The sequence below is a fragment of the Polaribacter sp. Hel1_33_78 genome (genome assembly GCF_900106075.1).
Classification (GTDB): domain Bacteria; phylum Bacteroidota; class Bacteroidia; order Flavobacteriales; family Flavobacteriaceae; genus Polaribacter.
The window spans coordinates 2,428,969-2,455,207 of record NZ_LT629794.1 but is presented as its reverse complement, the minus strand read 5'-3'; the positions used below and the strand labels follow the sequence as shown (position 1 = coordinate 2,455,207).

At 30.2% G+C, this 26,239-nt stretch carries 25 protein-coding genes; 12 read left to right on the top strand and 13 right to left on the bottom strand.

Going from position 1 to position 26,239, the window contains the following annotated elements; genetic code table 11:
• Positions 1-84: 84 nt before the first annotated feature.
• Entirely contained in the window at positions 85-741 is a 657-nt protein-coding gene (locus BLT88_RS10615; RefSeq protein ID WP_091954690.1) for a hypothetical protein, read from the bottom strand.
• A 77-nt stretch (positions 742-818) separates the two neighbouring features.
• Positions 819-1,490, bottom strand: coding sequence for a M15 family metallopeptidase (locus BLT88_RS10610; RefSeq protein WP_091954689.1), 672 nt, complete (start codon positions 1,488-1,490; stop codon positions 819-821).
• Between the two features lie 68 nt (positions 1,491-1,558).
• Here BLT88_RS10610 and BLT88_RS10605 point away from each other — a divergent pair, with 68 nt between their 5' ends.
• Positions 1,559-1,966, top strand: coding sequence for a DUF2721 domain-containing protein (locus tag BLT88_RS10605; protein ID WP_036787775.1), 408 nt, complete (start codon positions 1,559-1,561; stop codon positions 1,964-1,966).
• Positions 1,967-2,271: 305 nt separating this feature from the next.
• Here BLT88_RS10605 and BLT88_RS10600 read toward each other — a convergent pair whose 3' ends face one another.
• The 4 genes from BLT88_RS10600 to BLT88_RS10585 form a co-directional block, all read right to left on the bottom strand.
• Positions 2,272-2,997 (bottom strand): head GIN domain-containing protein, encoded by a 726-nt coding sequence (locus BLT88_RS10600; RefSeq protein ID WP_091954687.1) that lies wholly within the window; start codon positions 2,995-2,997, stop codon positions 2,272-2,274.
• Positions 2,998-3,094: 97 nt separating this feature from the next.
• Entirely contained in the window at positions 3,095-4,825 is a 1,731-nt protein-coding gene (locus tag BLT88_RS10595) for a PspC domain-containing protein (protein WP_091954686.1), read from the bottom strand.
• Positions 4,818-5,162 (bottom strand): PadR family transcriptional regulator, encoded by a 345-nt coding sequence (locus BLT88_RS10590; protein WP_036787780.1) that lies wholly within the window; start codon positions 5,160-5,162, stop codon positions 4,818-4,820. The genes BLT88_RS10595 and BLT88_RS10590 overlap by 8 nt, the downstream gene beginning before the upstream one ends.
• Positions 5,163-5,180: 18 nt before the next feature.
• Positions 5,181-5,609 (bottom strand): DUF4870 domain-containing protein, encoded by a 429-nt coding sequence (locus BLT88_RS10585; RefSeq protein WP_091954684.1) that lies wholly within the window; start codon positions 5,607-5,609, stop codon positions 5,181-5,183.
• A 153-nt stretch (positions 5,610-5,762) separates the two neighbouring features.
• On the opposite strand from BLT88_RS10585, the gene BLT88_RS10580 reads away from it, so the two are divergent.
• Complete coding sequence (locus BLT88_RS10580) at positions 5,763-6,215, top strand: DUF4442 domain-containing protein (RefSeq protein WP_091954683.1); 453 nt, start codon at positions 5,763-5,765, stop codon at positions 6,213-6,215.
• Between the two features lie 11 nt (positions 6,216-6,226).
• On the opposite strand, the gene BLT88_RS10575 is transcribed toward BLT88_RS10580, so the two are convergent.
• The 6 genes from BLT88_RS10575 to BLT88_RS10550 form a co-directional block, all read right to left on the bottom strand.
• Complete coding sequence (locus BLT88_RS10575) at positions 6,227-6,607, bottom strand: Hpt domain-containing protein (protein ID WP_091955771.1); 381 nt, start codon at positions 6,605-6,607, stop codon at positions 6,227-6,229.
• Between the two features lie 150 nt (positions 6,608-6,757).
• Positions 6,758-7,474 carry a YebC/PmpR family DNA-binding transcriptional regulator gene (locus tag BLT88_RS10570; protein WP_036788365.1) on the bottom strand — a complete coding sequence of 239 codons (717 nt, stop codon included), beginning with the start codon at positions 7,472-7,474 and terminating at the stop codon, positions 6,758-6,760.
• 217 nt (positions 7,475-7,691) lie between these two features.
• On the bottom strand, positions 7,692-8,876 hold the full coding sequence (locus tag BLT88_RS10565) for an acetate/propionate family kinase (protein ID WP_091954681.1): 1,185 nt from the start codon (positions 8,874-8,876) through the stop codon (positions 7,692-7,694).
• 1 nt (position 8,877) lies between these two features.
• A complete protein-coding gene (pta, locus tag BLT88_RS10560; protein WP_091954680.1) occupies positions 8,878-10,971 on the bottom strand; it encodes a phosphate acetyltransferase in 2,094 nt (697 codons plus the stop codon).
• A 746-nt stretch (positions 10,972-11,717) separates the two neighbouring features.
• Positions 11,718-13,346, bottom strand: coding sequence for an acyl-CoA carboxylase subunit beta (locus tag BLT88_RS10555; RefSeq protein ID WP_091954678.1), 1,629 nt, complete (start codon positions 13,344-13,346; stop codon positions 11,718-11,720).
• Positions 13,347-13,384: 38 nt separating this feature from the next.
• The gene (locus tag BLT88_RS10550) at positions 13,385-14,869 is read right to left on the bottom strand and encodes a helix-turn-helix domain-containing protein (RefSeq protein WP_172824307.1); all 1,485 of its coding nucleotides are present in this window, start codon (positions 14,867-14,869) and stop codon (positions 13,385-13,387) included.
• 127 nt (positions 14,870-14,996) lie between these two features.
• On the opposite strand from BLT88_RS10550, the gene aceB reads away from it, so the two are divergent.
• The 3 genes from aceB (at position 14,997) to BLT88_RS10535 (ending at position 19,626) form a co-directional block, all read left to right on the top strand.
• Positions 14,997-16,592: a malate synthase A gene (gene aceB, locus BLT88_RS10545; RefSeq protein WP_091954675.1), complete on the top strand. Its 1,596-nt coding sequence runs from the start codon at positions 14,997-14,999 to the stop codon at positions 16,590-16,592.
• Positions 16,593-16,676: 84 nt separating this feature from the next.
• Positions 16,677-18,308 carry an isocitrate lyase gene (locus tag BLT88_RS10540; protein ID WP_091954674.1) on the top strand — a complete coding sequence of 544 codons (1,632 nt, stop codon included), beginning with the start codon at positions 16,677-16,679 and terminating at the stop codon, positions 18,306-18,308.
• Positions 18,309-19,038: 730 nt separating this feature from the next.
• Positions 19,039-19,626: an NUDIX domain-containing protein gene (locus tag BLT88_RS10535; protein ID WP_052107584.1), complete on the top strand. Its 588-nt coding sequence runs from the start codon at positions 19,039-19,041 to the stop codon at positions 19,624-19,626.
• A gap of 416 nt (positions 19,627-20,042) precedes the next feature.
• Here BLT88_RS10535 and BLT88_RS10530 read toward each other — a convergent pair whose 3' ends face one another.
• Positions 20,043-20,339: a hypothetical protein gene (locus tag BLT88_RS10530; protein ID WP_231959979.1), complete on the bottom strand. Its 297-nt coding sequence runs from the start codon at positions 20,337-20,339 to the stop codon at positions 20,043-20,045.
• A 394-nt stretch (positions 20,340-20,733) separates the two neighbouring features.
• Here BLT88_RS10530 and BLT88_RS10525 point away from each other — a divergent pair, with 394 nt between their 5' ends.
• The 7 genes from BLT88_RS10525 (at position 20,734) to BLT88_RS10495 (ending at position 26,209) form a co-directional block, all read left to right on the top strand.
• Entirely contained in the window at positions 20,734-21,141 is a 408-nt protein-coding gene (locus BLT88_RS10525) for an OsmC family protein (RefSeq protein ID WP_091954672.1), read from the top strand.
• Positions 21,142-21,681, top strand: coding sequence for an NADPH-dependent FMN reductase (locus BLT88_RS10520; protein WP_091954671.1), 540 nt, complete (start codon positions 21,142-21,144; stop codon positions 21,679-21,681).
• Positions 21,678-21,926: a glutaredoxin gene (locus BLT88_RS10515; RefSeq protein ID WP_036787805.1), complete on the top strand. Its 249-nt coding sequence runs from the start codon at positions 21,678-21,680 to the stop codon at positions 21,924-21,926. Before BLT88_RS10520 ends, BLT88_RS10515 begins: the two co-directional genes overlap by 4 nt.
• A 2-nt stretch (positions 21,927-21,928) precedes the next feature.
• A complete protein-coding gene (locus BLT88_RS10510; RefSeq protein ID WP_036787808.1) occupies positions 21,929-22,366 on the top strand; it encodes a MarR family winged helix-turn-helix transcriptional regulator in 438 nt (145 codons plus the stop codon).
• 107 nt (positions 22,367-22,473) lie between these two features.
• Entirely contained in the window at positions 22,474-23,343 is an 870-nt protein-coding gene (locus tag BLT88_RS10505) for a pirin family protein (protein WP_091954669.1), read from the top strand.
• A 16-nt stretch (positions 23,344-23,359) separates the two neighbouring features.
• Positions 23,360-24,067 (top strand): pirin family protein, encoded by a 708-nt coding sequence (locus tag BLT88_RS10500; RefSeq protein WP_091954668.1) that lies wholly within the window; start codon positions 23,360-23,362, stop codon positions 24,065-24,067.
• A gap of 114 nt (positions 24,068-24,181) precedes the next feature.
• Positions 24,182-26,209, top strand: a complete 2,028-nt coding sequence (locus BLT88_RS10495; RefSeq protein WP_368086558.1) for an FAD-dependent oxidoreductase — start codon at positions 24,182-24,184, stop codon at positions 26,207-26,209.
• Positions 26,210-26,239: the final 30 nt, after the last annotated feature.

Sequence of the window (26,239 nt, the reverse complement as noted above, 5' to 3'; positions counted from 1 at the left end):
GAATTACAAAAATAGTTGTTTTATAAAGAATAAAAAAGTTTGATTTTTTAAAATTAGCGAAAAGCATTTCGTAAGCTGTTTTAGTTAGTTTTTTGTAACATTAAAAATAGCTTTAGCTCCAGTTGCTAAAAACCAATATTGTGATGCTATTTTGAAACCAGAACTGTTAACTAACTTATATTGAGCAGTATTAGCGCCAAGTGATCCTTGGTTTATAGCTAATATTTCAATTTTATTATTCCCTTTTTGTAAATGTATTGGAAACGATTGATAATGTTGATTGAGGGTCGCTCTCTTTACAATTAAAATATCATTATGATATATTCCAATAATATCACCATCGATAGCACCAAAGTCCCTGAAGGAGAGCGTAACGGTTTTTGAAAGTGTTAAAAAATTTCCTTGATGACTGTCAACTTTTTTAATTTTACGCTTGCCATACATTTCTTTGATTCTTAAATCATTAAGTTGAGCTCTCGTCAAAATACCTTTATTGTTTAACGCTTTTTCTTCTTTTTGTTTTTTTAGTTTTTCTTTTTCTTTACCAAACGCTTTTTTAAAACCCAGTGTACCATCTAATTCTAAAGATTTAGGCCTCTTAAGTTCTTTTGAATTCTTTAAAACAGTTGCTTTTAGGCTTCCTTTTTCGGTATTACCGTTATTTTTGTCTAATTGTGCAAATAGAGCAGTCGATAAGAGCAGACAAACAATAGTAAAAAAAAATTTAAAAATTGATTTCATTGATATATAGAATGTTAGCAGTTAGAGCGCAAATATAATGCCGATTTTTAATGAACTCGTTAAGAAATTAACGAAACTTATTTTTTGATAGGAAAATTAAAATACGTTTTCGGAAAAGGTTCATTTTTTAATGTAAAATGCCACCATTCATTCTCATAAGGTTTAAAGTTATTTTCTAACATTATTTTACGTAAATACAATCTGTTCTTTTGTTGATGCTCATTTATGTTTTTATGGAAAGGATGTGATTCAATTCCAAAGAAATCATAAGGGCTTCCCATATCTAATTCTTTTCCTGTAGTTAGATTAACAATTGTTAAATCTATTGTGCTACCTCTTGAATGACCCGATTTTGATGCAATATATCCTCTCTTAAATAATTCTGATTTTGGTACTTTTGGATAGTATTCAGTTTTCATTAAAGTGTCACTCAAAACTCTTGCCCATTTCCCAAAATGATTTACGGATTGTTGCGGTCTGTATGCATCAAAAATTTTAAGACTTAATCCTTTTTTTTCTAAAATTGTTTGCACTTTATGTAAAGCATTAGCAGTCTCTTTGGTAACTATTACACAATTATCATAATAGCCGTCAATTGTTTTTCCAATAAAATTATGATTGCCTAAATACCTTAATTCAGCTGTTATAGTGCTATCAATATTAGAGAGATACACAAAACCATATGGAATTTTTTGTGCACAAAGTGTTAAGCTAAAAATGAAAGTAAAAAAGAAAAATTGATTTTTCATATTTCAAAAGTACAGAAAATGATTTTATCAGTTTTTAATTAGAAAATATTATTTAATTTTGACATCTTATGGAAGAGCTCACTTTAACAACACCAGCCTTATTGTTTTCTGCAATTTCATTAATAATGCTGGCGTATACCAATCGTTTTTTAGCCTATGCAGCTGTTATCAGAAATTTACATGCGAAGTTTTTAGAAAGACAAGAGGAGTCTTTGTTAAGACAGATTCAGAATTTGAAATTGCGTTTAAATTTGACAAGATGGATGCAAATATTTGGAATTACAAGCTTGCTTTTTTGTGTACTGACCATGTTTTTGATCTATATTAATTATCATACAATTGCTGTATATGTTTTTGGTTTTGCACTTATTTTATTGATAATTTCATTGGCTCTTTTAATAAAGGAAATACAGATTTCTGCACAGGCTTTACAACATCACATTGCGGATATTGAGGAGTATTTGAATAAGAAATGAGACTGATTTTAAAGAATAACAGAGAATATGTTCAACATAAAAAAGTAAGCGTCGTTTTCTATAAAAAAACGACGTCTTACCAAGTAAACTAATAAAACCAAGTATTAGTATTGATACCATTTAAAAAATAGAAATGGTATGATATTAGAAGTTAGCTTTCTAATAAATTTTTATTCTCTATAGAGCTGGTGATTATAACTCAAAACTCTTTTTAATTTCCAATTGTTATTTTATAAATTCCTGATATGGGTAAAATTAGCGATTCCAACCCTTTTTATTTTGTTAATTTTTGGTTGAATTTAATTTTATTGAGCAGAAACACTTCCCCCGGAAGACGTCTTTTTATTTACTTTTTTTGGATCTCCTTTAAAGTCTATATCTCCACCGCTGGTTGCCTTTGCGTCAATACTTTCGTAAGCAAATACATCAATATTTGCACCGCTTGTAGCTTTTACAGTAACATTTTTACTGCGTAATTCATACGTATATATGGAGGCACCACTTGTTGCTTTAGAAATATGATTGATTGAAACACCAGAAACTTTTATATTAGCACCGCTTGTTGCACTAGTTTCAACAGTATTTACTTCAATAGAAATATTAATTTCAGCACCGCTCGTAGCACTAATATTTAGATTGTTTAGTATTAAAGATTCTTCTGTATAAATAGCTGCACCACTCGTGGCTGATATAGCTTCTAAATTTTTAATTGTAACAAATATTTTTCTTGCTTTTGCTTTCCAAATATTTTTTTCTGAATAAATTTTTAACACTCCATTATTCACTTCTGTGATAATAATTTCTTGTAAATTTTCATCAGCTTCAACTGTAATTTGGTTCTTAGATCCTTGAGAAATATATAACTCTAAACCTGCACTTACTTTAATTTTTGTGAATTCCTCTTTTGTGCTTCTGTCTTCAGTAACAACATTTCTGTTGCCATTAACTCTATTGAACATATCTACAGCGCATGAACTAAAGAGTGTTGTGATAAATAGTAGTGTTAGAATTTTGTAGTTAGCTCTTTTCATAATGTTTTATTATTTGTACGATTCAAATATCTTTTAATAGGCGGTTCAAAAGAAAGTTTAAGTACTGAATTGTTGTTTTTTAAGGTTGAATTGTATTTTAAATCGTTTCTTCCTTAATTTCTCTATCTAGTTTTTTATTAGTTTTACGGAGTGCCTTTTCTTTAATGATTTCTTTTTCTTCCTTAATTTCTTCAATGCAATCCGTACATTTCAAAGTGCTTTCTGTCATCATATAGTGATGGTTAGGCATGTCTTTGTCATATATGTCAGTTTCATTTGCAACATTTGATAAAAAGTTTTTAGTAGAATTATCAAAATATATAGTCATATCTTTTGGGATGAAAAGCGTGATGTTAATTTCTTCATCTTTCCACATATTTTTAAAGTCTGATAAAAAATAAGCATCTAATATGATCACATTGTCTATGACTTCATATTTATAGTTAATTTTCTTACTATTAGTATTCGCACTACTTTTGTTTTTACCTTTAGATTCTTTTTGAATAACTAAGTAACTTTCATCAGAATTACTCTTTTTAACATCGAGTCTAATATTATTACTGTAGACCATTTTGGTTCCATCAATTTCAACTTCTTCTTTGCGCGAGCTTCTCCTTAAATTATGACGGTAATAAATAGCATCATTATTTATCATTTTTAATTTTAGGGTATCATTCTCTACGATATTGATATTGTTTTTTTCTAATGATTTACCATGAGTTGAATGTGATACTCCAAATTCTAAACCTGTGAAAATCATTGCTAATAGTGCAACAATCCAAATTCCTAGAAGAGTTAACGAGGTGGGTTTGCTTAGTTTTCTTACATCGCTTGATAAGATTCTTAATCCTAAAATAAATAAAATCAAAAACGGAATTCCAATCAATAAAAAAGCACATAAAGTAAGCAACCAAATTGGCAATACAGAATCATAGAAAAATGGTGGATAGTGTAAAAATTCTCCATCTACATTTAACCATTCTAAACTTCCTACAGAAAACCCTCCAATTAATAGAGATAAAATAACTGCTGCAGAAACAAATATGATAATAATACCAATAAATTTACCAACTACTTTAAAAATAGCAAGAATAATTTTACCTATGATATCAAATAAATCTTGTAAACCGTTATTTTTTTTCGTATTTCCCGAGAAAGTATTATTCATTTTTTCAGAAAATTCACTAGCTCCTTCTTTAATTTTTTCAGATGCTTTATTTGCCAAGACGCTAACATTTTCTGAAACATTGTTAAATTCTTCACGAATTTTTTTCTCAATATTATCAATATTTACAGGTTCACCTTCCATCTGTAATTTTTCTGCAGTTGTTTTTGCTTCAGGTAATAAAACCCAAAGGATGATGTAGAGTAAAACTCCAAATCCTCCAAAAATGAATAATGCCAGTAGTCCTAAACGTACCCAAATTGTATCTAAATCAAAATAATGAGCAATTCCGGAGGCAACTCCTCCTAAAAATTTATCATCACCATCTCTAAATAATTTTTTTCCAGAAGCACTGTTTCTGTTGTAAGAGTAATTGGCATCACTATATTCTTGTTCCGCTTCAGCATAATCTTCAGGTTGACCCATAATTACAATAATATCATCGATATCACTTTCATTTACAACTTGCCTGGCATCTGTGATTTTTTCTGACAGAAGCTCACTAATTCTAGCCTCGATATCTGCAATAATTTCGTTTTTTCCTTGAGGGTCGTCGCTTAAAGATCTAGAAATTGATTCTAAATATCTTCTTAATTTTTGATAGGCTACTTCATCGATATGAAAGAAAAATCCGCCTAAATTTATATTAATAGTCTTATTCATTTGTAGTCGATTTTTTACTAGTTACTTGGTGTACTGCTTTTAATAAATTGTTCCATGTTTTGTCTAATTCTTTTAGAAACATGCCTCCGTTTTCAGTTAAAACATAATATTTTCTTGGCGGCCCTGAAGTTGATTCTTCCCATCTATATGTTAATAATCCGGTGTTTTTTAGCCGAGTTAATAACGGATAAATGGTTCCTTCAACCACAATCATTTCCGCACTTTTTAGCGTTGAAAGGATTTCAGAAGTATATGCATCACCATTATTTAGGATAGATAAAATGCAAAATTCTAAAACACCTTTTCGCATTTGTGCTTTTGTGTTTTCAATCTTCATGTACTGTGGTTTAAATTTTTATTTTATAAATTTTATTGTAAAAGGATACTTGTAATTCTCTCCTTCTTTTGCTTTTATGGATGCTATAATCACAAGTGCAATTCCGATTAAGTATACAATTCCTGTAATGGAACCTAATCCTATAAATCCAAAGATATTATCAATGTCAAAATTAAAATGATTATTTCTAATAAAATTATTTTGGTTTTTAAAAATAGAACTAATTGCAATAGGTATGAAAGTGAGTGTCAAAATAAAAACATACAAGCTATAACTGATATTAAAGTTGACAGCTTCTTTGCCTTGTTCATCTAAAAAGGTGCTTCTGTCTTTTAAAGTTTGCCATGCAATAAGTGGTGTAATAATATTTCCAAAAGGAAATATAAATCCTGCAAATGCAGAAATATGGATTAAAAAAGCATTGGTGTTTTCGTTATTTTTTTTCATTTTATATAAAGTGTATAATACTTGTCTATGCAAATATATATCTTTAAAAAGGTATTATGTAATACAAGGTACTATAATTAACATATATTTAACATTTAACTTTCTCTTTTTATTTTGTAAAAAAGTAGTAAATTGTCAGCGAAATATAAGTTTATGAAGATTACTCCTGGTAAAATAAATACCTTTATACTTTTTAAATTGCCACTCGCATATTTTGGAGGTGTGCGTGTAAAAACGATTACACATGATGCTGCTGTGGTTAAAATAAAACATAAATGGATAAATCAAAATCCGTTTAAAAGTATGTTTTGGGCGGCTCAAGGCATGGCGGCAGAAATGAGTACAGGGGTTTTAGTAATGCAAGAAATAGAAAAATCTAATCGTAAAGTTTCTATGTTGGTTGTGCATCAAGAAAGTGATTTTTTTAAAAAAGCGACAGGTAAAATTTTATTTACTTGTAACGGTGGAAATAAAATTAGAGAAGCAATTGAGGCATCTATAGAAACAGGTGAAGGACAGGTGATTATTTTAAAATCTGAAGGTGTAAATGAAGATGGAGTAGTGGTTTCTAATTTTCAATTTCAATGGAGTTTAAAAGTCAAGTAGCAGTTTTTTTTTTATGGTTCAAGTTTTTTTAGATCTCCCAGAATGCGCTCATATTCCACAGTACTTTCTTTAGAGATAGGTATTATATAATTCAGTTTTTCTTTTATGCTGCTTTCACTAGCTTCTATTTTAGCTAGGTTTTCAAGTTCTATAATTTCATTTAAACATCTAATACCCATTAAGGCAAAGGAAGATTTTAAAAAATGAGAAATGTCTTTTATTGCTGAATAATCAATTTTAGTTAAACTTTTTTCTAAAATTTCTATTCTTGGAACCGTATCTTTTAGGTATACGCTTATTAATTTGATTAAAAAACCTTTATCTTTTAGGAAAAATTTTGTTATAGAACTTAAATCTACAATATCACTTTTAATTTTGGTTTTAAATTCCATTTTTTTCTGCATTATTTTTTTGTAGCTTATATTTTATTCTTTACGGTAAGAATGTGCTAAAATTTTAGAGTCTTTTTTACCATAGGTTTTAAAAAAGTTGAGTTTATAAATATTTTATTTTTTATTTCTTTTTGGAAAAAAAAAGATTTTTTACATTTCCATAGAGTGATATACATTTTGAACATCATCATCTTCTTCTAGTTTTTCTAATAATTTTTCTACATCTGCTTGTTGTTCCTCATTTAATTTTTTGGTTGTTGCAGGAATTCTTTCAAAGCCAGAAGATAAAATTTCTGCGTTGTTTTCTTCAAAGAAAGATTGAATAGCTCCAAATTGGTCAAAAGGAGCATAAATTATAATTCCTTCTTCATCGTCAAAAACTTCTTCAACTTCAAAATCAATTAATTCTAACTCCAGTTCTTCCAAGTCAATGGTAATGTCTTCTTTTTTAATAGTGAAAGTACAAACATGATCAAACATAAAAATAACAGATCCAGAAGTGCCTAAATTCCCATCGCATTTATTAAAAGCAGACCTAACATTGGCAACGGTTCTATTGTTGTTGTCAGTTGCAGTTTCTAAAACAATTGCTATTCCATGAGGTGCATAACCTTCAAAAAGTACTTCTTTATAGTTGGCTGTATCTTTGTCTGTTGCTTTTTTTATTGCACGCTCAACATTATCTTTAGGCATGTTTGCAGCTTTTGCATTCTGCATAACTGCTCTTAACCTAGAATTTGACTCAGGATTTGGACCTCCATCTTTAATAGCCATAACAATATCCTTACCAATTCTGGTAAAGGTTTTAGCCATTGCTGACCATCGTTTCATTTTACGTCCTTTTCTAAGTTCGAATGCTCTACCCATTTGTAATGATTGTTTTTCAATATTATATAACTGCAAGCAAATGTAAAAAAATACTAAGTTCTTTCACAATTTTTTTAGACAAGGATTTTTTTTAATTAAATATTGAATGGAAGGTGTGGTTTAGATTTGTTTTGTCTCTTCATCTTGCTTAATATTAGATTAAAAAAAAAGAGCCAACGAACTAAAATGTATTTTAAGGAAATTTTTTAGAAAAATATTATTTTAAAAGGTCATAGGACTGTTTTGCAATCTCAATTTCTTCATTCGTTGGAATCACCAAAATTTTCACTTTCGATGCTGTTGATTGAATTTCTCTTATTTCTTTGGAACGAATTTCGTTTTTTTGTTCATCTAAAACAATTCCTAAAAAGTCTAAATTTTCACAAGCCATTCGTCTCATTAAGCTAGAATTTTCTCCAATTCCGGCTGTAAAAATAATGGCATCTAATCCGTTTAATATTGCGGCATAAGAGCCAATATATTTTTTGATTCTATAGGCAGCTATGTTTAATGCATTTTGACATTTTTCATCTCCGTTATCAGCTTTTTCAGAAATTTCTCTTAAATCAGAAAAGCCAGTTAAACCTTTCATTCCTGATTCTTTTTGTAATAAAGTGGTGACCTCTTTAACCGATTTATTGAGCTTTTTCATCAAAAATAAAAGTACGGATTGATCTATGTCTCCGCAACGAGTTCCCATTACCAAGCCATTCATGGGTCCAAAACCCAATGAATTGTCTATGCTTTTTCCACTTTTTATTGCAGACATACTGCAACCATTACCCAAATGAATTGTAAGAATGTTTTTAGATTTTGCTCCTAAATATTCAATGGCTTTTTCTGAAACATATTTATGACTTGTGCCATGAAAACCGTAAGCTCTAATTTTATGTTCTTCTAGATAGTAATTTGGAATGGCATATTGATATGCTTCTTTTGGCATTGTCTGATGAAAAGCGGTATCAAAAATTGCAATCTGTTTTGCTGAACTAAATATCGTTTCAGCAATCTCTATCCCAGTTAGATTTGCGGGATTATGAAGTGGTGCTAAATCAAATAAATCTCGAATATTGTCTTTAACCTCTTGATTAACAATTACCGTGCTGCTGAATTTTCTTCCTCCATGAACAATTCTATGTCCAACAGCTTCAATTTCATCTACAGACTTTATTACACCAAGTTTTGCATCCATTAAAGTTTTAGCAATTTTTTTTAAACCCACTTCGTGGTTTAAAACAGGTAAAACCTCAGAATATGTATCCGTATCTTTTTCGTGCGTAAAAATGGCATCATCCATACCAATCCGTTCAATAATGCCAATACATTTTACTATTTGTAGAGGCATTTCTATCAATTGATATTTTAAAGATGAAGAGCCTGCATTTAAAACTAAAATATTCATATTATCCTTGGTGTGCTTGAATGGCGGTTAATAAAACGGTATTAAAAATGTCATCTACCGTGCAACCTCTGCTTAAATCATTTACAGGTTTGTTTAATCCTTGCAGCATTGGACCAATTGCCAAAGCTCCTGTTTCTCTCTGTATGGCTTTATAGGTATTGTTTCCTGTGTTTAAGTCAGGGAAGATTAAAACAGATGCTTGGCCAGCTACTTTAGAGTTTGGCATTTTTGTTTTAGCAACAGTCATGTCTACAGCAGCATCATATTGGATAGGACCTTCAATTTTTAATTCTGGGTGCAAGGATTTAACGATTTCTGTTGCTTTTCTTACTTTTTCAACTTCTTCACCTTTTCCAGAACTTCCAGAAGAATAAGACAACATAGCAATTCTCGCTTCAATACCAAAAGCTTCTGCAGATTGAGCAGAAGAAATTGCAATTTCTGCTAATTGTTCTGCATTTGGGTTTGGATTTACCGCACAATCACCCATTACAGAAACTCTATCTGATAAACACATAAAAAATACAGAGGAAACTACTGAAACTCCAGGTTTAGTCTTAATTAATTGAAGTGAGGGTTTTATGGTATGCATTGTTGTATGAATAGCGCCAGAAACCATTCCGTCTGCTAAACCATTTAAAATCATTATAGTACCGTAGTAAGAAACGTCATGTACTAAATCTTTTGCAGTAGTTTCTGTCATTCCTTTGTGCTTGCGTGCTTCAAATAACGTATTTGCAAAATCAACATTATGAATAGAGTTTTCAGGATTTAGGATATTTATTTTATCCAAATCTATTTGTAATCCAATTTGATCACATTTTAATTGAATTGCATTTTTATCTCCTAACAAGGTTAAATCAACAATATCTAGCAGCTGCAAACGAGCAGCAGCTTTAATAATTCTTTCATCTTCGCCCTCTGGTAACACAATATGTTTTTTAAAAGCTCTTGCTTTTTGCAGCAAATTATACTGAAACATACTTGGTGTTAGTTTATTTGACTTATAGGATGTTAATATGTTTGTTAATTTTTCTGCATTTACATATTTATCAAAAGTATCTAATGATAATAAGATCTTTTTGTTGTGAGTGGAGTATATCTTAGATTTTACTGAACCAATTTTGTTAGATACACCAAAGGTTCCTCCGTCGACAGAAATAATCGGAACGGTAGATTGCACACCTTCAATTAACTTGAGAATAGATTCTTCAGGAATTAAAGTTCCTGTTAAAATAATTCCTGCAATTTTTGGGTAGTTGCTAGAAGCATTGGCTTGCAAAGCTCCTAAAATAATATCGGCTCTATCTCCTGGAGTTATAATTAAAGCATTTTCTTTAATTCTAGTCAAATAATTACGCAATTGCATAGCGCCAGTACTATAACTTTCTATTGCATTATTTAAAAATTGTTTTCCAAATAAAACGCTACCATTTAAAGCTTTTACCACTTCTCTAACCGTAGGATATGACAAAAAATCAATTTTGGGAATAATGTCTATTTGTAGGTTTTTAGGAAAGCTTTTTTGTAATTCTTTTTGAATGTAATCAATTTCGTCAACTTCAATTTTGTTGGCAATAATACCAATAACATCAACTTCTTTATTAATAAAAGATTGATGAGTAAGTTGCATTGTATTTATGAAATCTTTCTTCTTTTTTCCATTTCCAGAACCCACTATTAATGCAGGAATTCCAAGATTTTTGGCTATCATAAGATTTACATCTAATTCTGTAAAGCCACCCTCACCTGAAAAATCTGTTCCCTCTACCAAAACATAGTCATATTTGGCTTCTAATTTTTTGTATTTTTTGATAACATTATGAATAACATCATCTGCTTTACCTTCACTTAACAATTCTACAACTTCACCTTGTTTATAGGCATAACAATCATTGTAGGCAATATCTAAGTTGAAAAAATTAATTGCTGTATTTGTATGATCATCAAATGAACTTGGTTTAACTTCGTTGATAATAGGTCTAAAATAGCCTACTTTCGAAGATTTGGTTAACATCATTCTTAAAAGACCTAATGATACCAAAGATTTACCGCTGTCAGATTCTGTTGCGGCAATATAAATTGCTTTACTCATTGTTTATGAAAAATTATTTGTCAAAAATATAGCATAAAGTCACTACTAATTATGATAAAGGTCATTATTTTTTAAATAAAAAATATCTTTTTTTATAAAAGTATAGCAATTCCCAAAAAGATAAAGTTAATTTATTTGGAAACACACTTTGTATTATATAGAGCTACAATTTTTGGAATTTCTTTAACTTTACACTCCTTGTTTTCTAAATGTTTCATAATTAAAGAACACGGCTTGAGACGTTTTTTTATAATTTCTCCAAACCTTCTTTTTGAAGTCATTTCAGTGTTCCCAAAAAAGAAAGCTTTGCCTCATTGTTTTTTATCATTTAATACTCGTAATTAATTTTATTAGCGTCTACAATTTTTGTTGCTAGAGCGCCTATCAAACCAAAAGTATGTAAATAGTTAGATTCAATAGCAATAGCACACAATGATAAATTATCGTTCTCTATAATTACTTGGAGTAATTTTGGAGCTCTTTTGCCTCACTTTTTTTTGTAACGAAAGGAATGAGAAATAGAATCTTTTTTTAATATTAAATTACTACTATTTTTATGATTGTATTTTTCTTTTTTTGAATTTTTATGATCCTTGTAAATTGTTTTATCATTTAAAGTATTAATTCGAGCAATTCCATTTTTAGTTGTTTCATTCATAAAATGCAATTCAGCTTCAAAATACTGAGCATAAGATTTTAAGTAAAAAAGTAATAAAATAGTCTTCTGCGTGCTGGCATAGATTCTTTTAAACTTGTAAAACTCCCATATTAAATTGCTTTTTAATAGGAGCATGATTGGCAGCTTCTATTCCCATAGAGATCCAAGTTCTCGTGTCTAATGGGTTTATAACGGCGTCTGTCCATATTCTTGCGGCTGCATAATAAGGAGAAATTTGCTTGTCATATCGAGATTTTATTTTGTCAAATAGCTCAGCTTCTTTTTCAGGGGTAATTTTTTCACCTCGTTTTTTAAGTGAGGCTGTTTCTATTTGTAGTAGAACTTTTGCAGCAGAATTACCACTCATAACTGCTAGTTCTGCACTTGGCCAAGCAACAATTAATCTTGGGTCGTATGCTTTTCCGCACATAGCGTAATTTCCTGCTCCGTAAGAATTTCCAATAATTATTGTGAATTTTGGAACTACAGAATTGCTAACGGCATTTACCATTTTTGCACCATCTTTTATAATTCCTCCATGTTCAGACTTAGAGCCAACCATAAAACCGGTTACATCTTGAAGGAAAACTAAAGGTATTTTCTTTTGATTGCAATTCGCAATAAAACGAGTTGATTTATCCGCTGAGTCATTGTAGATAACGCCACCGAATTGCATTTCCCCTTTCTTTGTTTTTACCAATTTTCGCTGATTAGCAACAATACCAACGGACCAGCCATCGATTCTTGCATAACCAGTTAAAATGGTTTTTCCATAACTTTCTTTGTATTGTTCAAACTCAGAATTATCCACCAAACGTTTTATGATCTCTAACATATCATACTGCGCGTTTCTTTCTTTTGGAAGAATTCCGAAAATATCGTCTTCTTTTTCTTTTGGCGGAAATGCTTCTTTTTTACTAAAGCCAGCTTTGTCGTAATCACCAATTTTATCAATTATAAATCTTATTTTATTTAAAGCATTTTTATCATCTTTTGCTTTGTAATCTGTAACCCCTGATATCTCACAATGTGTAGTTGCTCCGCCTAAAGTTTCATTGTCAATACTCTCACCAATTGCAGCTTTTACCAGATAGCTTCCAGCTAAAAAAATACTTGCGGTTTTATCTACGATCAATGCCTCATCACTCATAATTGGTAAATAGGCACCACCGGCAACGCAACTGCCCATAACGGCAGAAATTTGAGTAATTCCCATACTACTCATTACCGCATTGTTTCTAAAAATTCGTCCAAAATGTTCTTTATCGGGGAAAATTTCATCCTGCATTGGAAGGTAAACTCCTGCAGAATCTACTAAGTAAATAATAGGTAAGTTGTTTTCTATGGATATTTCTTGAGCACGTAAATTCTTTTTTCCAGTAATAGGAAACCAAGCTCCAGCTTTTACGGTAGCATCATTGGCAACCACGATACATTGTTTTTCGCTGATGTAGCCAATTTTCACAACAACTCCGCCAGAAGGGCAGCCTCCATGTTCTGCATACATTTCTTCACCAGCAAAAGCGCCAATTTCGATAGATTTAGAATTGTTATCTAACAAATAATCAATTCTTTCTCTTGCAGTCATTTTGCCATTTGCGTGATGTTTGTCAATTCTCTTTTGACCACCACCTAATTTTACTTTCACAAAACGTTTGCGTAAATCTGAGACTAAAAGTTTATTGTAATCTTCGTTTTTATTGAAGTTGATATCCATAAAAAATAGTTGTTATAAGATGCTAAAATAAGAAAATTTTAACTGTAAGAATTGATAATATTGTCAACTGTTTTAGCTATTTCCTTATGTTGATTTTCCTTTTCTAAGCGAGTTGGTTCTGCAATTCTTTCTGTACAATTTTTTACGGCGCAGGTTTCACAGGTAACGCCAACAATATTTTTATGAAAAGTGTTTTCTTTAAGAAAAGTAAGTTTCTTTTTTAAGTGAGGAGAAAGTAACATTCCAATACTTACACTTCTGTTAATGGCTTTTTTAAAAGGATCTGGAGTTGCCGAAGAAAGTACTAAATATTCGTTTTTTTGATTTTCGTAAGAAGAAATTTGAATGCCAAAAGTTGCTCTTTCTTTGGATGAATTTTCTAAGTCTTGAATTGTTTTTATAGATATCCAACGTCTGCAATAATGCTCATTTTTTCTGTTTGCATGAGGTGCTTGTTGTTGTGTTATGTGTAATTCTTTACTTAGTTTAAATTCTGGTGAATTCTCTTTGTGTGTAAAGCGTAAGAAAAATAAATTTTTGATTTTGAAAAATTTGGGCAAAATATTTGTTAAACGTTGGTAAAAAGTTTCTTGAGAGCAATTAAAACTCTTAATTATTTGATGCAGTTTTAAAGGTCTCCAGTTTTCAAGTTCAAAGAAGTTTGTTAGTTTCTCTGTTAAATTTTTTCTTGGGATAATTAAAGCGCCAGCAAAATAAGATGCAATAAAATTATTCAAAACTTGATCAAAATTTTCAAATTTAATCCAAGGGAAAGTGTAAAGCCTATCTTTAATCTTTAAATGATTGTACGCCAATTCTTTTGCGTAAATAAATGTTTTTTGTGCTTCAGAAATGTTTTTATCAATTAAAAGTATTTTCTTTTTTGGGATATAAATGTTTCTCAAAACACCTAAATTGTCGTGTTTAGAAAGTTCTTTGTCATCAATTTTGTATCCAAATTCTTCGATTAAAATTTCTTCTAAATCCTTGGAATTTATTCTTTTTGATAAGTTTATATGATATAATTTGGCAAATTTCTCTGCATCATTTTCAATATCTTCAAAATAATTATTGTGCGCTTCTTGGTAAGAACGTAAAGATGCTAAAAAAAAGCTTTCTCTTGTTAGGTTGTAGTTTTGTGCAATTTTTATAATTGTACTTATAAACGCATTAACTTTTGCAGGAGCGTTTGCAATGATGTCTATTAGATTATTCTCTTTGATACCAAATAGCTCTAGTGGTATTTCTTTCAAAATTTTAGATTGTAAAATTTCGCCAATAGGTGCAAGGTTTTTATCTAGTTTTAAAGATACAAAATGGTCATAAGGAACTTCTAAATTTTCAGAAAGTAATAATATTTTATCTGTTTTTGGATATTTTTTTCCTTTTTCAATTTCATTTAAATACGATTTTGAAAGTCCGGATAACTTTGCTAGACCAAAAAGAGAAAGGTTCTTCTCTGTTCTTATTTGCTTCAGTTTTAAGCCAAATATTAATCGTATGTATTCGTCTTCTATCATCATAAATCAAAGATAAGAATAAATAGCGAATTAATTTAATTAATATTTTTATATTATTTAGCGAACGTTCGCTTGTTGAGTTCAAATATATTTTATATCATTGTAGTGTAGAAATTAAAATATTCTAATTATGGAAGAAAATAGTAGTATTAAAGAAATCAGTTTTAAAGAATTTAAGTTTGATGCGTATCAAGATGTTTTAACTAACAAGGCTCAATTGTTTTTATTAGAATTACATGAAAAATTTAATCAAAGAAGATTAAAATTATTGGAAGATAGAGAAGCTGAACAAGCTTATTTTGATGCCGGAAATTATCCTTCTTTTCCAAAAGAGACAAAAGAAATAAGGGAATCTGATTGGGTTTGTGCTCCTTTGCCGGAAGATTTATTAGATAGAAGGGTAGAAATTACAGGTCCTGTAGAGCGTAAAATGGTAATTAATGCTTTAAATTCTGGTTCCAAAACTTTTATGGCAGATTTTGAAGATAGTAATTCTCCAAATATTCATAATAATTTGCAGGGTCAAATTAATTTAAAAGATGCTATCAATAAAACAATTTCATTCTATGATGAGAAAAAGGATAAAACCTATCAATTAAATAAAGAAACGGCAACGTTACTTGTGAGACCCAGAGGTTTACATTTAAATGAAAAACATTTTACTGTTGATGGTGAGGAAATGTCTGGTTCTTTTGTAGACTTTGGGTTGTATTTTTTTAATAACATTAAAGCATTACAAGCGCAAAATTCTGCTACCTATTTTTATTTACCAAAATTAGAGCACTATTTAGAAGCAAGGTTATGGAATGATATTTTTGTGTTTGCCCAAGAATATCTAAAGATTCCTCAAAACACAATTAAAGCGACTGTTTTAATAGAGACGATCACGGCAAGTTTTCAGTTAGATGAAATTATTTATGAGTTAAGAAATCATATGGCTGGATTAAATTGTGGTCGTTGGGATTATATTTTTTCTTACATCAAAAAGTTTAGAAATCATCAAAATTTTATGGTACCGAATAGAGATCAAGTAACAATGAAAACACCTTTTATGAAAGCTTATTCTTTGAGGGTTATTCAAAAATGCCATAAAAGAGGAGTGCATGCGATGGGAGGAATGGCGGCACAAATTCCGATTAAAAATGATGAATTAGCGAATAATAATGCATTTGCAAAAGTGCATGCAGATAAAGAGCAAGAGGTAAAAAATGGACATGATGGAACTTGGGTTGCGCATCCAGGATTAGTTTCTTTAGCAATGAACGTATTTAATGAAAACATGATGACAAAAAATCAAATACATGTAAAAAGATTTGATGTAAATGTTGGTGTTAAAGATTTAGTTGAAATGCCAAAAGGAACCATTACTGAAGATGGCGTTAGAAAAAACATTAATGTAGGTATTTTATATATAGAAAGTTGGTTACGTGGAAACGGAGCGGCTGCAATATATAATTTAATGGAAGATGCTGCCACGGCGGAAATCTCTAGGACTCAGGTTTGGCATTGGTTAAACCATAATATTCAATTAGAAGATGGGCGCTTTTTTGGAGAAGAAATGTATCAGCAATTAAAAAAAGAAGAATTAGAGAAAATTAAAGAATTAGTTGGTGAAACTAATTTTTTAAACGGAAAATTTGAATTAGCAATTAACCTCTTTGATCAGTTAGTTTTATCAAAGGAGTACAAAGAGTTTTTAACACTATCAGCATATAAATATATTTAAAAAAAAATGTCTCGCAACTACGGCAATAGTGTGCGAGACGAAATTATCAAAATCTAGAAACCTTAATAATCAAAAGACAAAATTATGAAAAAATTATCACAAACTAATTATAGTTCAGCATTAGAAACTGTAAGAAATCTTAAAGAAAAATATGGTAATTCTTGGAATGCAATAAGTTCTGAAAGTGCAGCAAGAATGGTTACTCAAAATCGTTTTAAAACAGGTTTAGATATTGCTAAATATACTGCAGCTATCATGCGAAAGGATATGGCAGAATATGACGAAGATTCATCTAACTATACACAATCTTTAGGTTGCTGGCATGGTTTTGTTGCGCAACAAAAAATGATTGCTGTAAAAAAACATCATAAAACAACCAATAAAAGATACTTGTATTTGTCTGGATGGATGGTTGCTGCATTGCGTTCAGAATTTGGGCCGTTACCAGATCAATCTATGCACGAAAAAACGGCTGTGCCAAAATTAATAAGCGAAATTTATGATTTTCTTCGTCAAGCAGATGCTATTGAATTGAATGATTTATTTAAACGATTAGAGAATGGAGAAGATGTGCAAGATCAAATAGATAATTTCGAAACTCATATTGTTCCAATTATTGCAGATATTGATGCAGGTTTTGGAAATGAAGAAGCTACCTATTTATTGACTAAAAAGATGATTGAAGCAGGAGCATGTGCGATTCAAATTGAAAATCAAGTTTCAGATGCAAAACAATGTGGCCATCAAGATGGAAAAGTAACGGTGCCGCATGAAGATTTTATTGCTAAATTAAATGCCATTAGATATGCATTTTTAGAGTTGGGTGTGGATGATGGAATTATTGTAGCACGAACAGATTCTGAAGGGGCAGGTCTAACTCAGAAACTACCAGTAAGTCAAGAGCCAGGAGATTTAGCTTCTAAATATTTAGCTTTTGTTGAGGCAGAAGAAATAGTAATTAAGGATGCTAAAGAAGATGATGTTCTATTGAAAAGAGATGGTAAATTAGTACGTCCAATTAGATTGGCAAATGGTTTGTATAAATTTAAAGAAGGTTCTAATATAGATAGAGTTGTGTTAGATTGTATTACCAGTTTACAAAATGGGGCAGATTTATTATGGATAGAAACACCAACACCAAATGTAAAGCAAATTGCAAATATGGTAAATAGAGTAAAAGAGGTTGTGCCAAACGCTAAGTTGGTGTATAATAATTCGCCTTCATTTAACTGGACACTTAATTTCCGAAATCAAGTATTTGAAGAAATGCTTTCTGAGGGAGAAAATATGACAGCTTATGATAGAAATAATTTAATGGATGTCAAATATGATACTTCTGAATTAAGTTATCGTGCAGATCAAAAAATTAAAACTTTTCAAATTGATGGGGCAAAAGAAGCAGGGATTTTCCATCATTTAATTACTTTGCCAACGTATCATACAACAGCTTTGCATATGAATGATCTTACGGAAGGTTATTTTGGTGAAGAAGGAATGTTAGCCTATGTAAAGGGTGTTCAAAGACAAGAAATTAGAAAAGGAGTTTCATGTGTAAAACATCAAAGAATGGCAGGTTCTGATTTAGGTGATGATCATAAAACTTTTTTTGCTGGTGATAAAGCTTTAAAGGCAGGAGGAGAGAACAATACTTCAAATCAGTTTGAAGCTTCTGAAGAGGTTAAAAAAACACGAAATAAAATTTCAAAAGTAGCTTAATAAATTTACGGAATTCATAATTAAAAAATCCTCTTTGAGCTGCTCAAAGAGGATTTTCTTATTTTTAATCAAAGAAAAATGTTCTTTTATTTGATAGTTAGTTTTGTTTTATCTGAAGAAATTAAGCTGACGTTTAGCTAGTAATCAAGTGAAGGAGAAGTCTTTTGATGTATTTTCCTAGCTAGCCTTAGTTGTCAATATCTAAGTGCGCGTTAAATGGAGGTATAAAATGTTATTCCCTTAATTGAGGTTTAATATCTTGAAAAGTTAATGGATTTGTTAAGAATAAAATAAAGCTATTTTTTTTACATATTAATCTATTTATTTAAAAAACTGTGTAAAATTAGTTGTGATCTCAAATCATAAAATTAGTACTTAGAATTGGCGTAAAAAAAAGGGTTTTATAGCTGTACATATTTAAAGTAGTACTTCTTTTAATTAAAAAAAATAACGAAATTTGTTATCTAAAAATTGCTCAATTTTTTTCTGTTTAGAAGTTTTTTATTTGTAAAAATGTTTATGCTAGTGTATTTTGTATATCACCATTTATGCTGCTGTAAAAATTGATGATATGAAGATGAAAGGATTCGTTTTTCTTAAAATTAAAGGGTAAGATATAATGGTTTAAAGAGATTTTGTTATCATAACAACAGATATAAATTATAGAGAAAAACGGATGATACTAAAAAGTATTTAAATATGGGTTTAAAAGTAAAAAGAAGTTTTGAAGATGGAAGTTAAAGATAAAATTAGTAACGTTACCTCTAAAGTTATTTCCAGTATTTGGGGTACTTTAGAGCAATTTAATTTTGATTTTACGTTTAAAAACGGAAAAACAAGAAATGTATTTCATGAAGTTTATGGAAAAAGTGATGGAGTTGCAATTTTGCTTTATAATACTAAAACAGAAAAAGTAATTTTATCGAAACAATTTAGAATGCCCGTTTTTGTGGCAGGTATTTCAAAAGGATTTTCTATCGAAGTTGTTGGCGGTGGAATTGATAAAAATGAGTCTCCAGAGACTTGTGTGATTCGTGAAACGGAGGAGGAAGTTGGTTATCGAATATCAGAAGTAAAAAAAGTATGCACTGTTTTTTTATCACCAGGCATTGTGAAAGAAAAAGTACATCTTTTTGTGGGTGAATATAAAGATGAAGACAAAACAGAAAATGGAGGAGGTCTTGCAATTGAAAATGAAGAAATAGAAGTAATAGAAATATCATTCATAGATGCTTTAAAAATGATTAAAACACAAGAAATTATGGATGCAAGAACCATTTTATTATTACAGTATTTGGAAATAAATCAATTTATATAGGAGTTAGCTAGTTCCTGTTTTATGAAAAATTAGTGGAACTTTATACTAAATATTTAGTAAAAATAGGTTTTATAGTAACTAATTTCATGTTGTTTTTTGTTGATGAAATTGGCTGGATTCGGGAAGTTTTTTTAGAAAAAAAATGAACAAATAATAGATTCCATTCAATTGTTATCTAAACAGCAAAATAAGATTCAAGAAATACAACGTCTTCAGAAAAAAATCGATTCAATAAAAATGGATAAGTAAAGTTTTCTGTTTTCATTTTTTAGGCATATTTCGTTTATAAGTTTAGTTATGGGTTTGTCCTCTTAGACATTCTAGAACATTAAATTATTGTTGTAAGAAAAGAATTTTCGAGTAGGAAAATCCGCTCCAATGAATTATTGTTGTTGTTTTAAACAGTTTATTAAAGATTAAAAAATGAATAATATAAAAGAAAAACATATAAGATAAAAAATAAGTACTAGAATTGAGATAACAAGTCCAGCTATTGCAAGTTTATTCCGTTTTTTATAAATTCCTGCCCAAGATAAACTAAATCCAAGAAGCCATATTATCCAACCCAAAAATGTAATCCATGCAATAAATATGGAAATTAATGCAAAAACGAATCCTGCGCTTCCTATTCCATTTGATTCATTTTGTTTTGCTTTTATTGATTGTTTTTGGTTTTCAGTTTTTTGGTCATTAATTGATGTCATTTGATTCATAACTTTTGATTAGATTTAATTTAGAGTCTAAATTGACTAAAACCTCTTAGTGAATATACAATGTTTTTAATAACCAATATTTAAAGTAAGTTAGGTTAGTTTTTTTATCATAGAATATCAACCATAAAAATATCCATTTTAAGTAAAATCAATTTTAAATATTTCCTTGGATTTATTTTCCTTGGTAAATAAATTTTTATTTTGTAATTTTGTCTTGAATTTATAAAGGTTCAAGATGAAAATTACTAAGATTATTTACTATATTTCTATAGGGTTATTAACCTTATTAATGCTTTTTTTGTACATTTTATGATTGGAGACGGAGAACAGAAGGAAGCAGCATTCGCAATAATTCTTTTAATTACCTCTTACAAAACTGATAAAAAAATTTAAAATGCTTAGAGATAAAAATGCTGAAGTAGTTTTAACAAATAAAAACTATCTGGCTGAAGTTAAAACAAGAAATCACTTTTTAGTAATTGATGAACCTGTCAGCTCTGGCGGTGACGATAACGGCCCAACACCAGTTGAATACTTATTAACTGCAATAGGCGGTTGTGTTTCAATAACCTTAAGAATGTATGCAGAAAGAAAAGGATGGGATGTAGGTAAAATAACTGTCAATGTTTCTCAAAAAGAAGAGTCAACTTGTGAAGGAATTAAAAAATGGTTGGTTGAAGATATTTCCTTTGAAAAAGAAATCACTGAAGATCAAAAAAAGAGGTTGTTGGTTATTGCAGGGAAATGTCCAGTGGCAAAAATGATAAAAGGAGAAACAAAAATGGAATCAAAAATTATATAAATGAAAAAAGTATTAGCGTTTGCAGGAAGCACGAGCTCAACATCTATCAATAAAAAATTAGCAATTTTTGCTGCAGAGAAGTTAGAAAACACCTCTTTTGATGTGATAGACTTAAAAGATTTCACTTTACCGATTTATAGCATTGATGAAGAACAAAATGGATTTCCAGGAGATGCAAAAAAGTTTACTTCTTTGTTGGATAATTATGACGGATTTATCCTCTCATTAGCAGAACATAATGGATCTTATGCTGCAGCTTTTAAGAATGTTTTTGATTGGAGTACAAGAATAGAAAAGAATTTTTTTAGAGATAAACCATTATTATTAATGGCAACTTCACCAGGAGGTAGGGGAGGGCAAACAGTTTTAGAAACAGGAGTTCAATCATTCTCTAGAATGGGTGCTAAAGAACTAATTTCTTTTTCTTTTCCAAGTTTCTACGATAATTTTAAAGATGGTAAAATCATACATGAAAATTTATTAATATCATTAAAAGAACAAGTAAATAAATTTGAGAATGCTGTAAATCAATCCATATGAAAATAGTTTTATACGGGAAACAAGGACATGCCTATACAGTTGCTTTTAAAAATTTTTTAAATTCAACCGATGTTCCTTATGTATATAAAGATGTTTCTAAGGATGCTGAAGCAAGAGAACACAGCAAAGAACTATATGATGGAGTTGTTAAATTTCCAACTTTATTTGTAGATGATACCATCTATTTAACGCCAACAACAGAAGAATTTAATAAAATAATGCAAGATTTAAGATTAAGAGCATAATTATGGGAGACATTTCTAAAGATATCAACTCTAAGTTTATAAACAGTAAGGTAAAGGCATTAATCAATATAAAATATACTTTTAATTGGTTAAATAGCAGGGAGAATGAGTTTTTTAAACCTTATGGAATTTCTCCACAACAATACAATATTTTAAGAATTTTAAGGGGTGCTAAAGATAAAATTAAGGTTCAGATTGTGAAAGACAGAATGGTAGAAAGAGCTCCAAATGCAACTCGTTTAATGGATAAGTTGTGTGATAAAAACTTAATTGAAAGAGAGCGCTGTGAGCATGATAGAAGAGTAGTGTTTGTAAAAATAACGCTATCTGGGTTGGATTTATTATCTACTATAGATGACAATGAAAAGGTGTCTTTTTTAGAAAAATTAACAGATGAAGAAGCCATTACTTTAAGCAATCTTTTAGATAAAATTAGATAGAAAAAATTTATAAAAATATTTTCCTTGGGAAGTATCTATAGAATGTTAGTTTGAGTGACTAGTATTTTTTATCAGAATTGTATCGAGAGCTAATAGCTTATTTAATTATGAAAAAATATAAAACAATACAGCATAAAGTTACAAGTCCTATGGTAAATATGGGACCAATAAAATTGCGTCAACCATTGCCAACGGAAGAAATAGAGAATGTAGATCCGTTTTTATTGTTGCATCATTATGGACCTTATGCGATATCAGAATTTAACAATCCGTTTGATTTAGGGCCGCATCCGCACAGAGGTTTTGAACCAATAACATTGTTGTTTAAAGGTGAGCAATTACACAGAGATTCATTAGGAAATGAAATGGTGGTGAAAGCTGGAGATGTTCAATGGACAACAGCAGGTCGTGGAATTATCCATGCTGAGGGGCCAACTAAAGAATTTGTGAAAGAAGGGGGAGATTTAGAGGGAATTCAGTTGTGGTTAAACTTGCCAGCAAAAGATAAAATGATGACACCGAATTATCAGCACTTAGAAGAAAAACAAATACCAAAAATTTTTTCTGAGGATAAAAAAGTGCAATTAAATATTATTGCAGGTAATCAAAATAATGAATCTGGTTTGATACAAACTCAGACGGCTGTTAACGTTTTTACCTTAAAAGCAAATAAAGGGGGACAATTAGAAATTAATATTCCAGAAAAGCATCAATCTTTAATTTATTTGTTAGTTGGTGAAATTTTAGTGAATACTTCAGAACTACTCAGGAAAGGAGAAAACCAAATGATTACTTTTAATCAAGATGGAAATACCATTCAATTTGAAGCAAAAAAAGAAAGTACACTATTGGTTTTATCAGGAGAACCAATTGGAGAAAAAATCACTCAATATGGACCTTACGTAATGAATACTCAAACAGAAATTTTGGAAGCAATGCGCGATTATCAGAAGGGTAAAATGGGGTATTTGTATTAATCAAGAAAGTTAAATCATGAATAAAATAATACACAAAGCAGCATCTAGAGGTCATGCAAATCATGGATGGTTGCGGTCACATCATACATTTAGTTTTGCAAGTTATCAAAATTTAGAAAGAATGAATTTTGGGATGTTACGCGTTTTAAATGATGACGTTGTGGAACCAAAAAGGGGGTTTGGAACACATCCGCATAAAAATATGGAAATTATTTCTATCCCTATTTCTGGAGCCTTATCTCACAAAGATAGTATGAGTAATAAACGTTCTATAGAAGTTGGGGAAGTACAGGTTATGAGTGCAGGAACTGGTTTAACACATTCAGAATTTAATGACAGTGAAACAAAGGCTGTAAATTTTTTACAACTTTGGATTATTCCTGAGTTAGAAAATATAATGCCTTATTACAATCAAAAAATATTTAAAGCGATAAAAAGAAAAAACAAATTTCAAGTTTTAGTTTCCCCAAAAGATAAATTGGTTGCAGGTTCTTTGCCAATAAACCAGCAAGGATATATTTCGATGATTGATTTAGATAAAGGCTTCGAAACAACTTACAATTTAAGAAATGGAGCTTATTTTTTCTTAATTGAAGGAGAAGTATTAATAGAGGATGAAACTCTTGAAAAAAGAGATGCCATTGGAATTACGGAAAAAGAAAAAATCAATATCAAGGCAAATGTGTTAAGTAAATTGTTAGTGATTGATGTTCCTATGAAATAGGAATTAAATTATAAATTTTTTAAAGCCAAAGAATCAATTTTTTTGGTTTTTTATTTTCAGAAAATAAACATATCTTGCAAACTATTATGCATGCATAATAAATTTAACTCCAAGATTATGAAATATAAGCACATTTTTGAACCATTAGATTTAGGTTTTACAACTTTAAAAAATAGAATTTTAATGGGTTCTATGCATACAGGTTTAGAAGAAGAAAAAAATGCTATTGATAAAATTTCAACCTATTACGCAGAAAGAGCCAAGGGAGGAGTTGGTCTTATTGTTACAGGAGGAATTTCACCAAATATTCAAGGTTGGACAGGGCCTTTTGCTGCAAGAATGTCTTCAACAAAACATGCTATACAGCACCAAAAAATAACGAATGCAGTTCATAAAGAAGGAGGGAAAATTTGTATGCAAATTTTGCATTCAGGGCGTTATGGATATCATCCTTTTAATGTTGCTCCCTCTAAAATAAAGTCGCCAATAACACCTTTTAAACCATTTAAGTTAACACAATCAGGAATCAAAAGAACAATTAGAGATTTTGTAAACTGTGCTGAATTATCTAAAATGGCAGGTTATGATGGTGTTGAAATTATGGGCTCGGAAGGCTATTTAATCAATCAATTTATTGCAAAAAGAACCAATAAAAGAACTGATAATTATGGTGGTGCATATGAAAACAGAATGCGTTTACCTATTGAGTTGGTAAAACAAACTCGTGAAGCTGTTGGTAAAGAATTCATTATAATTTACCGACTATCAATGTTAGATTTGGTTGAAAATGGTAGTTCTTGGGAAGAGGTGGTACAACTGGGTAAAGAAATAGAAAAAGCTGGAGCCACTATTATAAATACAGGGATTGGTTGGCATGAGGCTAGAATCCCTACAATTGCAACTTCAGTTCCAAGAGGTGCATTTACTTGGGTTACAAAAAAAATGAAAGAAGAATTATCAATTCCTTTGATTACTTCTAACAGAATAAATATGCCAGAAACAGCTGAAAAAATATTATCAGAAGGAGATGCAGATATGATTTCTATGGCGCGTCCTTTTTTAGCAGATTCAGAATGGGTAAATAAAGCAGCACAAGATAGAGTAGACGAAATAAATACATGTATTGGTTGTAATCAAGCTTGCTTAGATCATGTTTTCGAACAAGAAGTTGCAAGTTGTTTAGTAAACCCTCGGGCTTGTCATGAAACAGAACTGAATTATTATCCTACAGAAAGTCAAAAGAAAATAGCAGTAATTGGAGCAGGTCCAGCAGGTTTAGCAGCATCAACAATTGCAGCACAAAGGGGCCATTTGGTTACTTTATTTGATGCGGATAAAGAAATTGGTGGTCAGTTTAATCTTGCAAAACAAATTCCAGGAAAAGAAGAGTTTTATGAAACCTTACGTTATTTTAAGAAACAAATTGAACTTCATCAAGTAAGCTTAAAACTAAATACTAGAGTTTCTGAGGATGATTTAAAAGATTCAGATTTTGACGAAATTATAGTTGCAACAGGAATTAAGCCGAGAGAATTAAAAATTGAAGGAATTAATCATCAAAAAGTATTGAGTTACATTGATGTCTTAAAGTTTAAAAAGCCAGTAGGCAAAAGAGTAGCTGTAATTGGAGCAGGAGGAATTGGTTTTGACGTTTCAGAATATTTAACACATGAAGGAGAATCTACCTCGCTAAATATTGATACTTGGTTAAAAGAATGGGGAATAGACAAAACGCTAGAAGCCAGAGCAGGAATTGAAGGAGAAAAACCATTAATTCATGCAGCATCTAGAGAAATTTTTATGTTTAAAAGGAGTAAAGGAAAATTTGGTGGAAATCTTGGGAAAACTACAGGTTGGATTCACCGTTCTAGTTTAAAAAAGAAAAAAGTTCAGTTTATAGGAGATGTTTCTTATACTAAAATTGACGATCAAGGGTTGCATTATACACAAAATGAGGAAGCTAAAATTTTAGAAGTAGATCATATTGTTATTTGTGCAGGTCAAATACCTTTTAAAGAATTATACCAACCTTTATTGGATGTAGGTAAAAAAGTACATGTAATTGGTGGAGCAGATTTTGCATCAGAGTTAGATGCAAAAAGAGCGATCAAACAAGGTGCAATATTGGCGGCCAAAATTTAGTTTTTTCTTTAATTGCTATGGGGAACTCTT

Excerpts from the sequence above, each read along its gene's own strand:
- BLT88_RS10530 (WP_231959979.1), bottom strand. The coding sequence starts at position 20,339 with ATGAATCAAATGACATCAATTAATGACCAAAAAACTGAAAACCAAAAA.
- BLT88_RS10605 (WP_036787775.1), top strand. The coding sequence starts at position 1,559 with ATGGAAGAGCTCACTTTAACAACACCAGCCTTATTGTTTTCTGCAATT.
- aceB (WP_091954675.1), top strand. The coding sequence starts at position 14,997 with ATGGAAGAAAATAGTAGTATTAAAGAAATCAGTTTTAAAGAATTTAAG.
- BLT88_RS10565 (WP_091954681.1), bottom strand. The coding sequence starts at position 8,876 with ATGAATATTTTAGTTTTAAATGCAGGCTCTTCATCTTTAAAATATCAA.
- pta (WP_091954680.1), bottom strand. The coding sequence starts at position 10,971 with ATGAGTAAAGCAATTTATATTGCCGCAACAGAATCTGACAGCGGTAAA.
- BLT88_RS10610 (WP_091954689.1), bottom strand. The coding sequence starts at position 1,490 with ATGAAAAATCAATTTTTCTTTTTTACTTTCATTTTTAGCTTAACACTT.
- BLT88_RS10515 (WP_036787805.1), top strand. The coding sequence starts at position 21,678 with ATGAAAATAGTTTTATACGGGAAACAAGGACATGCCTATACAGTTGCT.
- BLT88_RS10590 (WP_036787780.1), bottom strand. The coding sequence starts at position 5,162 with ATGAAGATTGAAAACACAAAAGCACAAATGCGAAAAGGTGTTTTAGAA.
- BLT88_RS10535 (WP_052107584.1), top strand. The coding sequence starts at position 19,039 with ATGGAAGTTAAAGATAAAATTAGTAACGTTACCTCTAAAGTTATTTCC.
- BLT88_RS10595 (WP_091954686.1), bottom strand. The coding sequence starts at position 4,825 with ATGAATAAGACTATTAATATAAATTTAGGCGGATTTTTCTTTCATATC.
- BLT88_RS10500 (WP_091954668.1), top strand. The coding sequence starts at position 23,360 with ATGAATAAAATAATACACAAAGCAGCATCTAGAGGTCATGCAAATCAT.
- BLT88_RS10510 (WP_036787808.1), top strand. The coding sequence starts at position 21,929 with ATGGGAGACATTTCTAAAGATATCAACTCTAAGTTTATAAACAGTAAG.
- BLT88_RS10520 (WP_091954671.1), top strand. The coding sequence starts at position 21,142 with ATGAAAAAAGTATTAGCGTTTGCAGGAAGCACGAGCTCAACATCTATC.
- BLT88_RS10575 (WP_091955771.1), bottom strand. The coding sequence starts at position 6,607 with ATGGAATTTAAAACCAAAATTAAAAGTGATATTGTAGATTTAAGTTCT.
- BLT88_RS10540 (WP_091954674.1), top strand. The coding sequence starts at position 16,677 with ATGAAAAAATTATCACAAACTAATTATAGTTCAGCATTAGAAACTGTA.
- BLT88_RS10570 (WP_036788365.1), bottom strand. The coding sequence starts at position 7,474 with ATGGGTAGAGCATTCGAACTTAGAAAAGGACGTAAAATGAAACGATGG.
- BLT88_RS10550 (WP_172824307.1), bottom strand. The coding sequence starts at position 14,869 with ATGATGATAGAAGACGAATACATACGATTAATATTTGGCTTAAAACTG.
- BLT88_RS10615 (WP_091954690.1), bottom strand. The coding sequence starts at position 741 with ATGAAATCAATTTTTAAATTTTTTTTTACTATTGTTTGTCTGCTCTTA.
- BLT88_RS10555 (WP_091954678.1), bottom strand. The coding sequence starts at position 13,346 with ATGGATATCAACTTCAATAAAAACGAAGATTACAATAAACTTTTAGTC.
- BLT88_RS10585 (WP_091954684.1), bottom strand. The coding sequence starts at position 5,609 with ATGAAAAAAAATAACGAAAACACCAATGCTTTTTTAATCCATATTTCT.
- BLT88_RS10580 (WP_091954683.1), top strand. The coding sequence starts at position 5,763 with ATGAAGATTACTCCTGGTAAAATAAATACCTTTATACTTTTTAAATTG.
- BLT88_RS10525 (WP_091954672.1), top strand. The coding sequence starts at position 20,734 with ATGCTTAGAGATAAAAATGCTGAAGTAGTTTTAACAAATAAAAACTAT.
- BLT88_RS10600 (WP_091954687.1), bottom strand. The coding sequence starts at position 2,997 with ATGAAAAGAGCTAACTACAAAATTCTAACACTACTATTTATCACAACA.
- BLT88_RS10505 (WP_091954669.1), top strand. The coding sequence starts at position 22,474 with ATGAAAAAATATAAAACAATACAGCATAAAGTTACAAGTCCTATGGTA.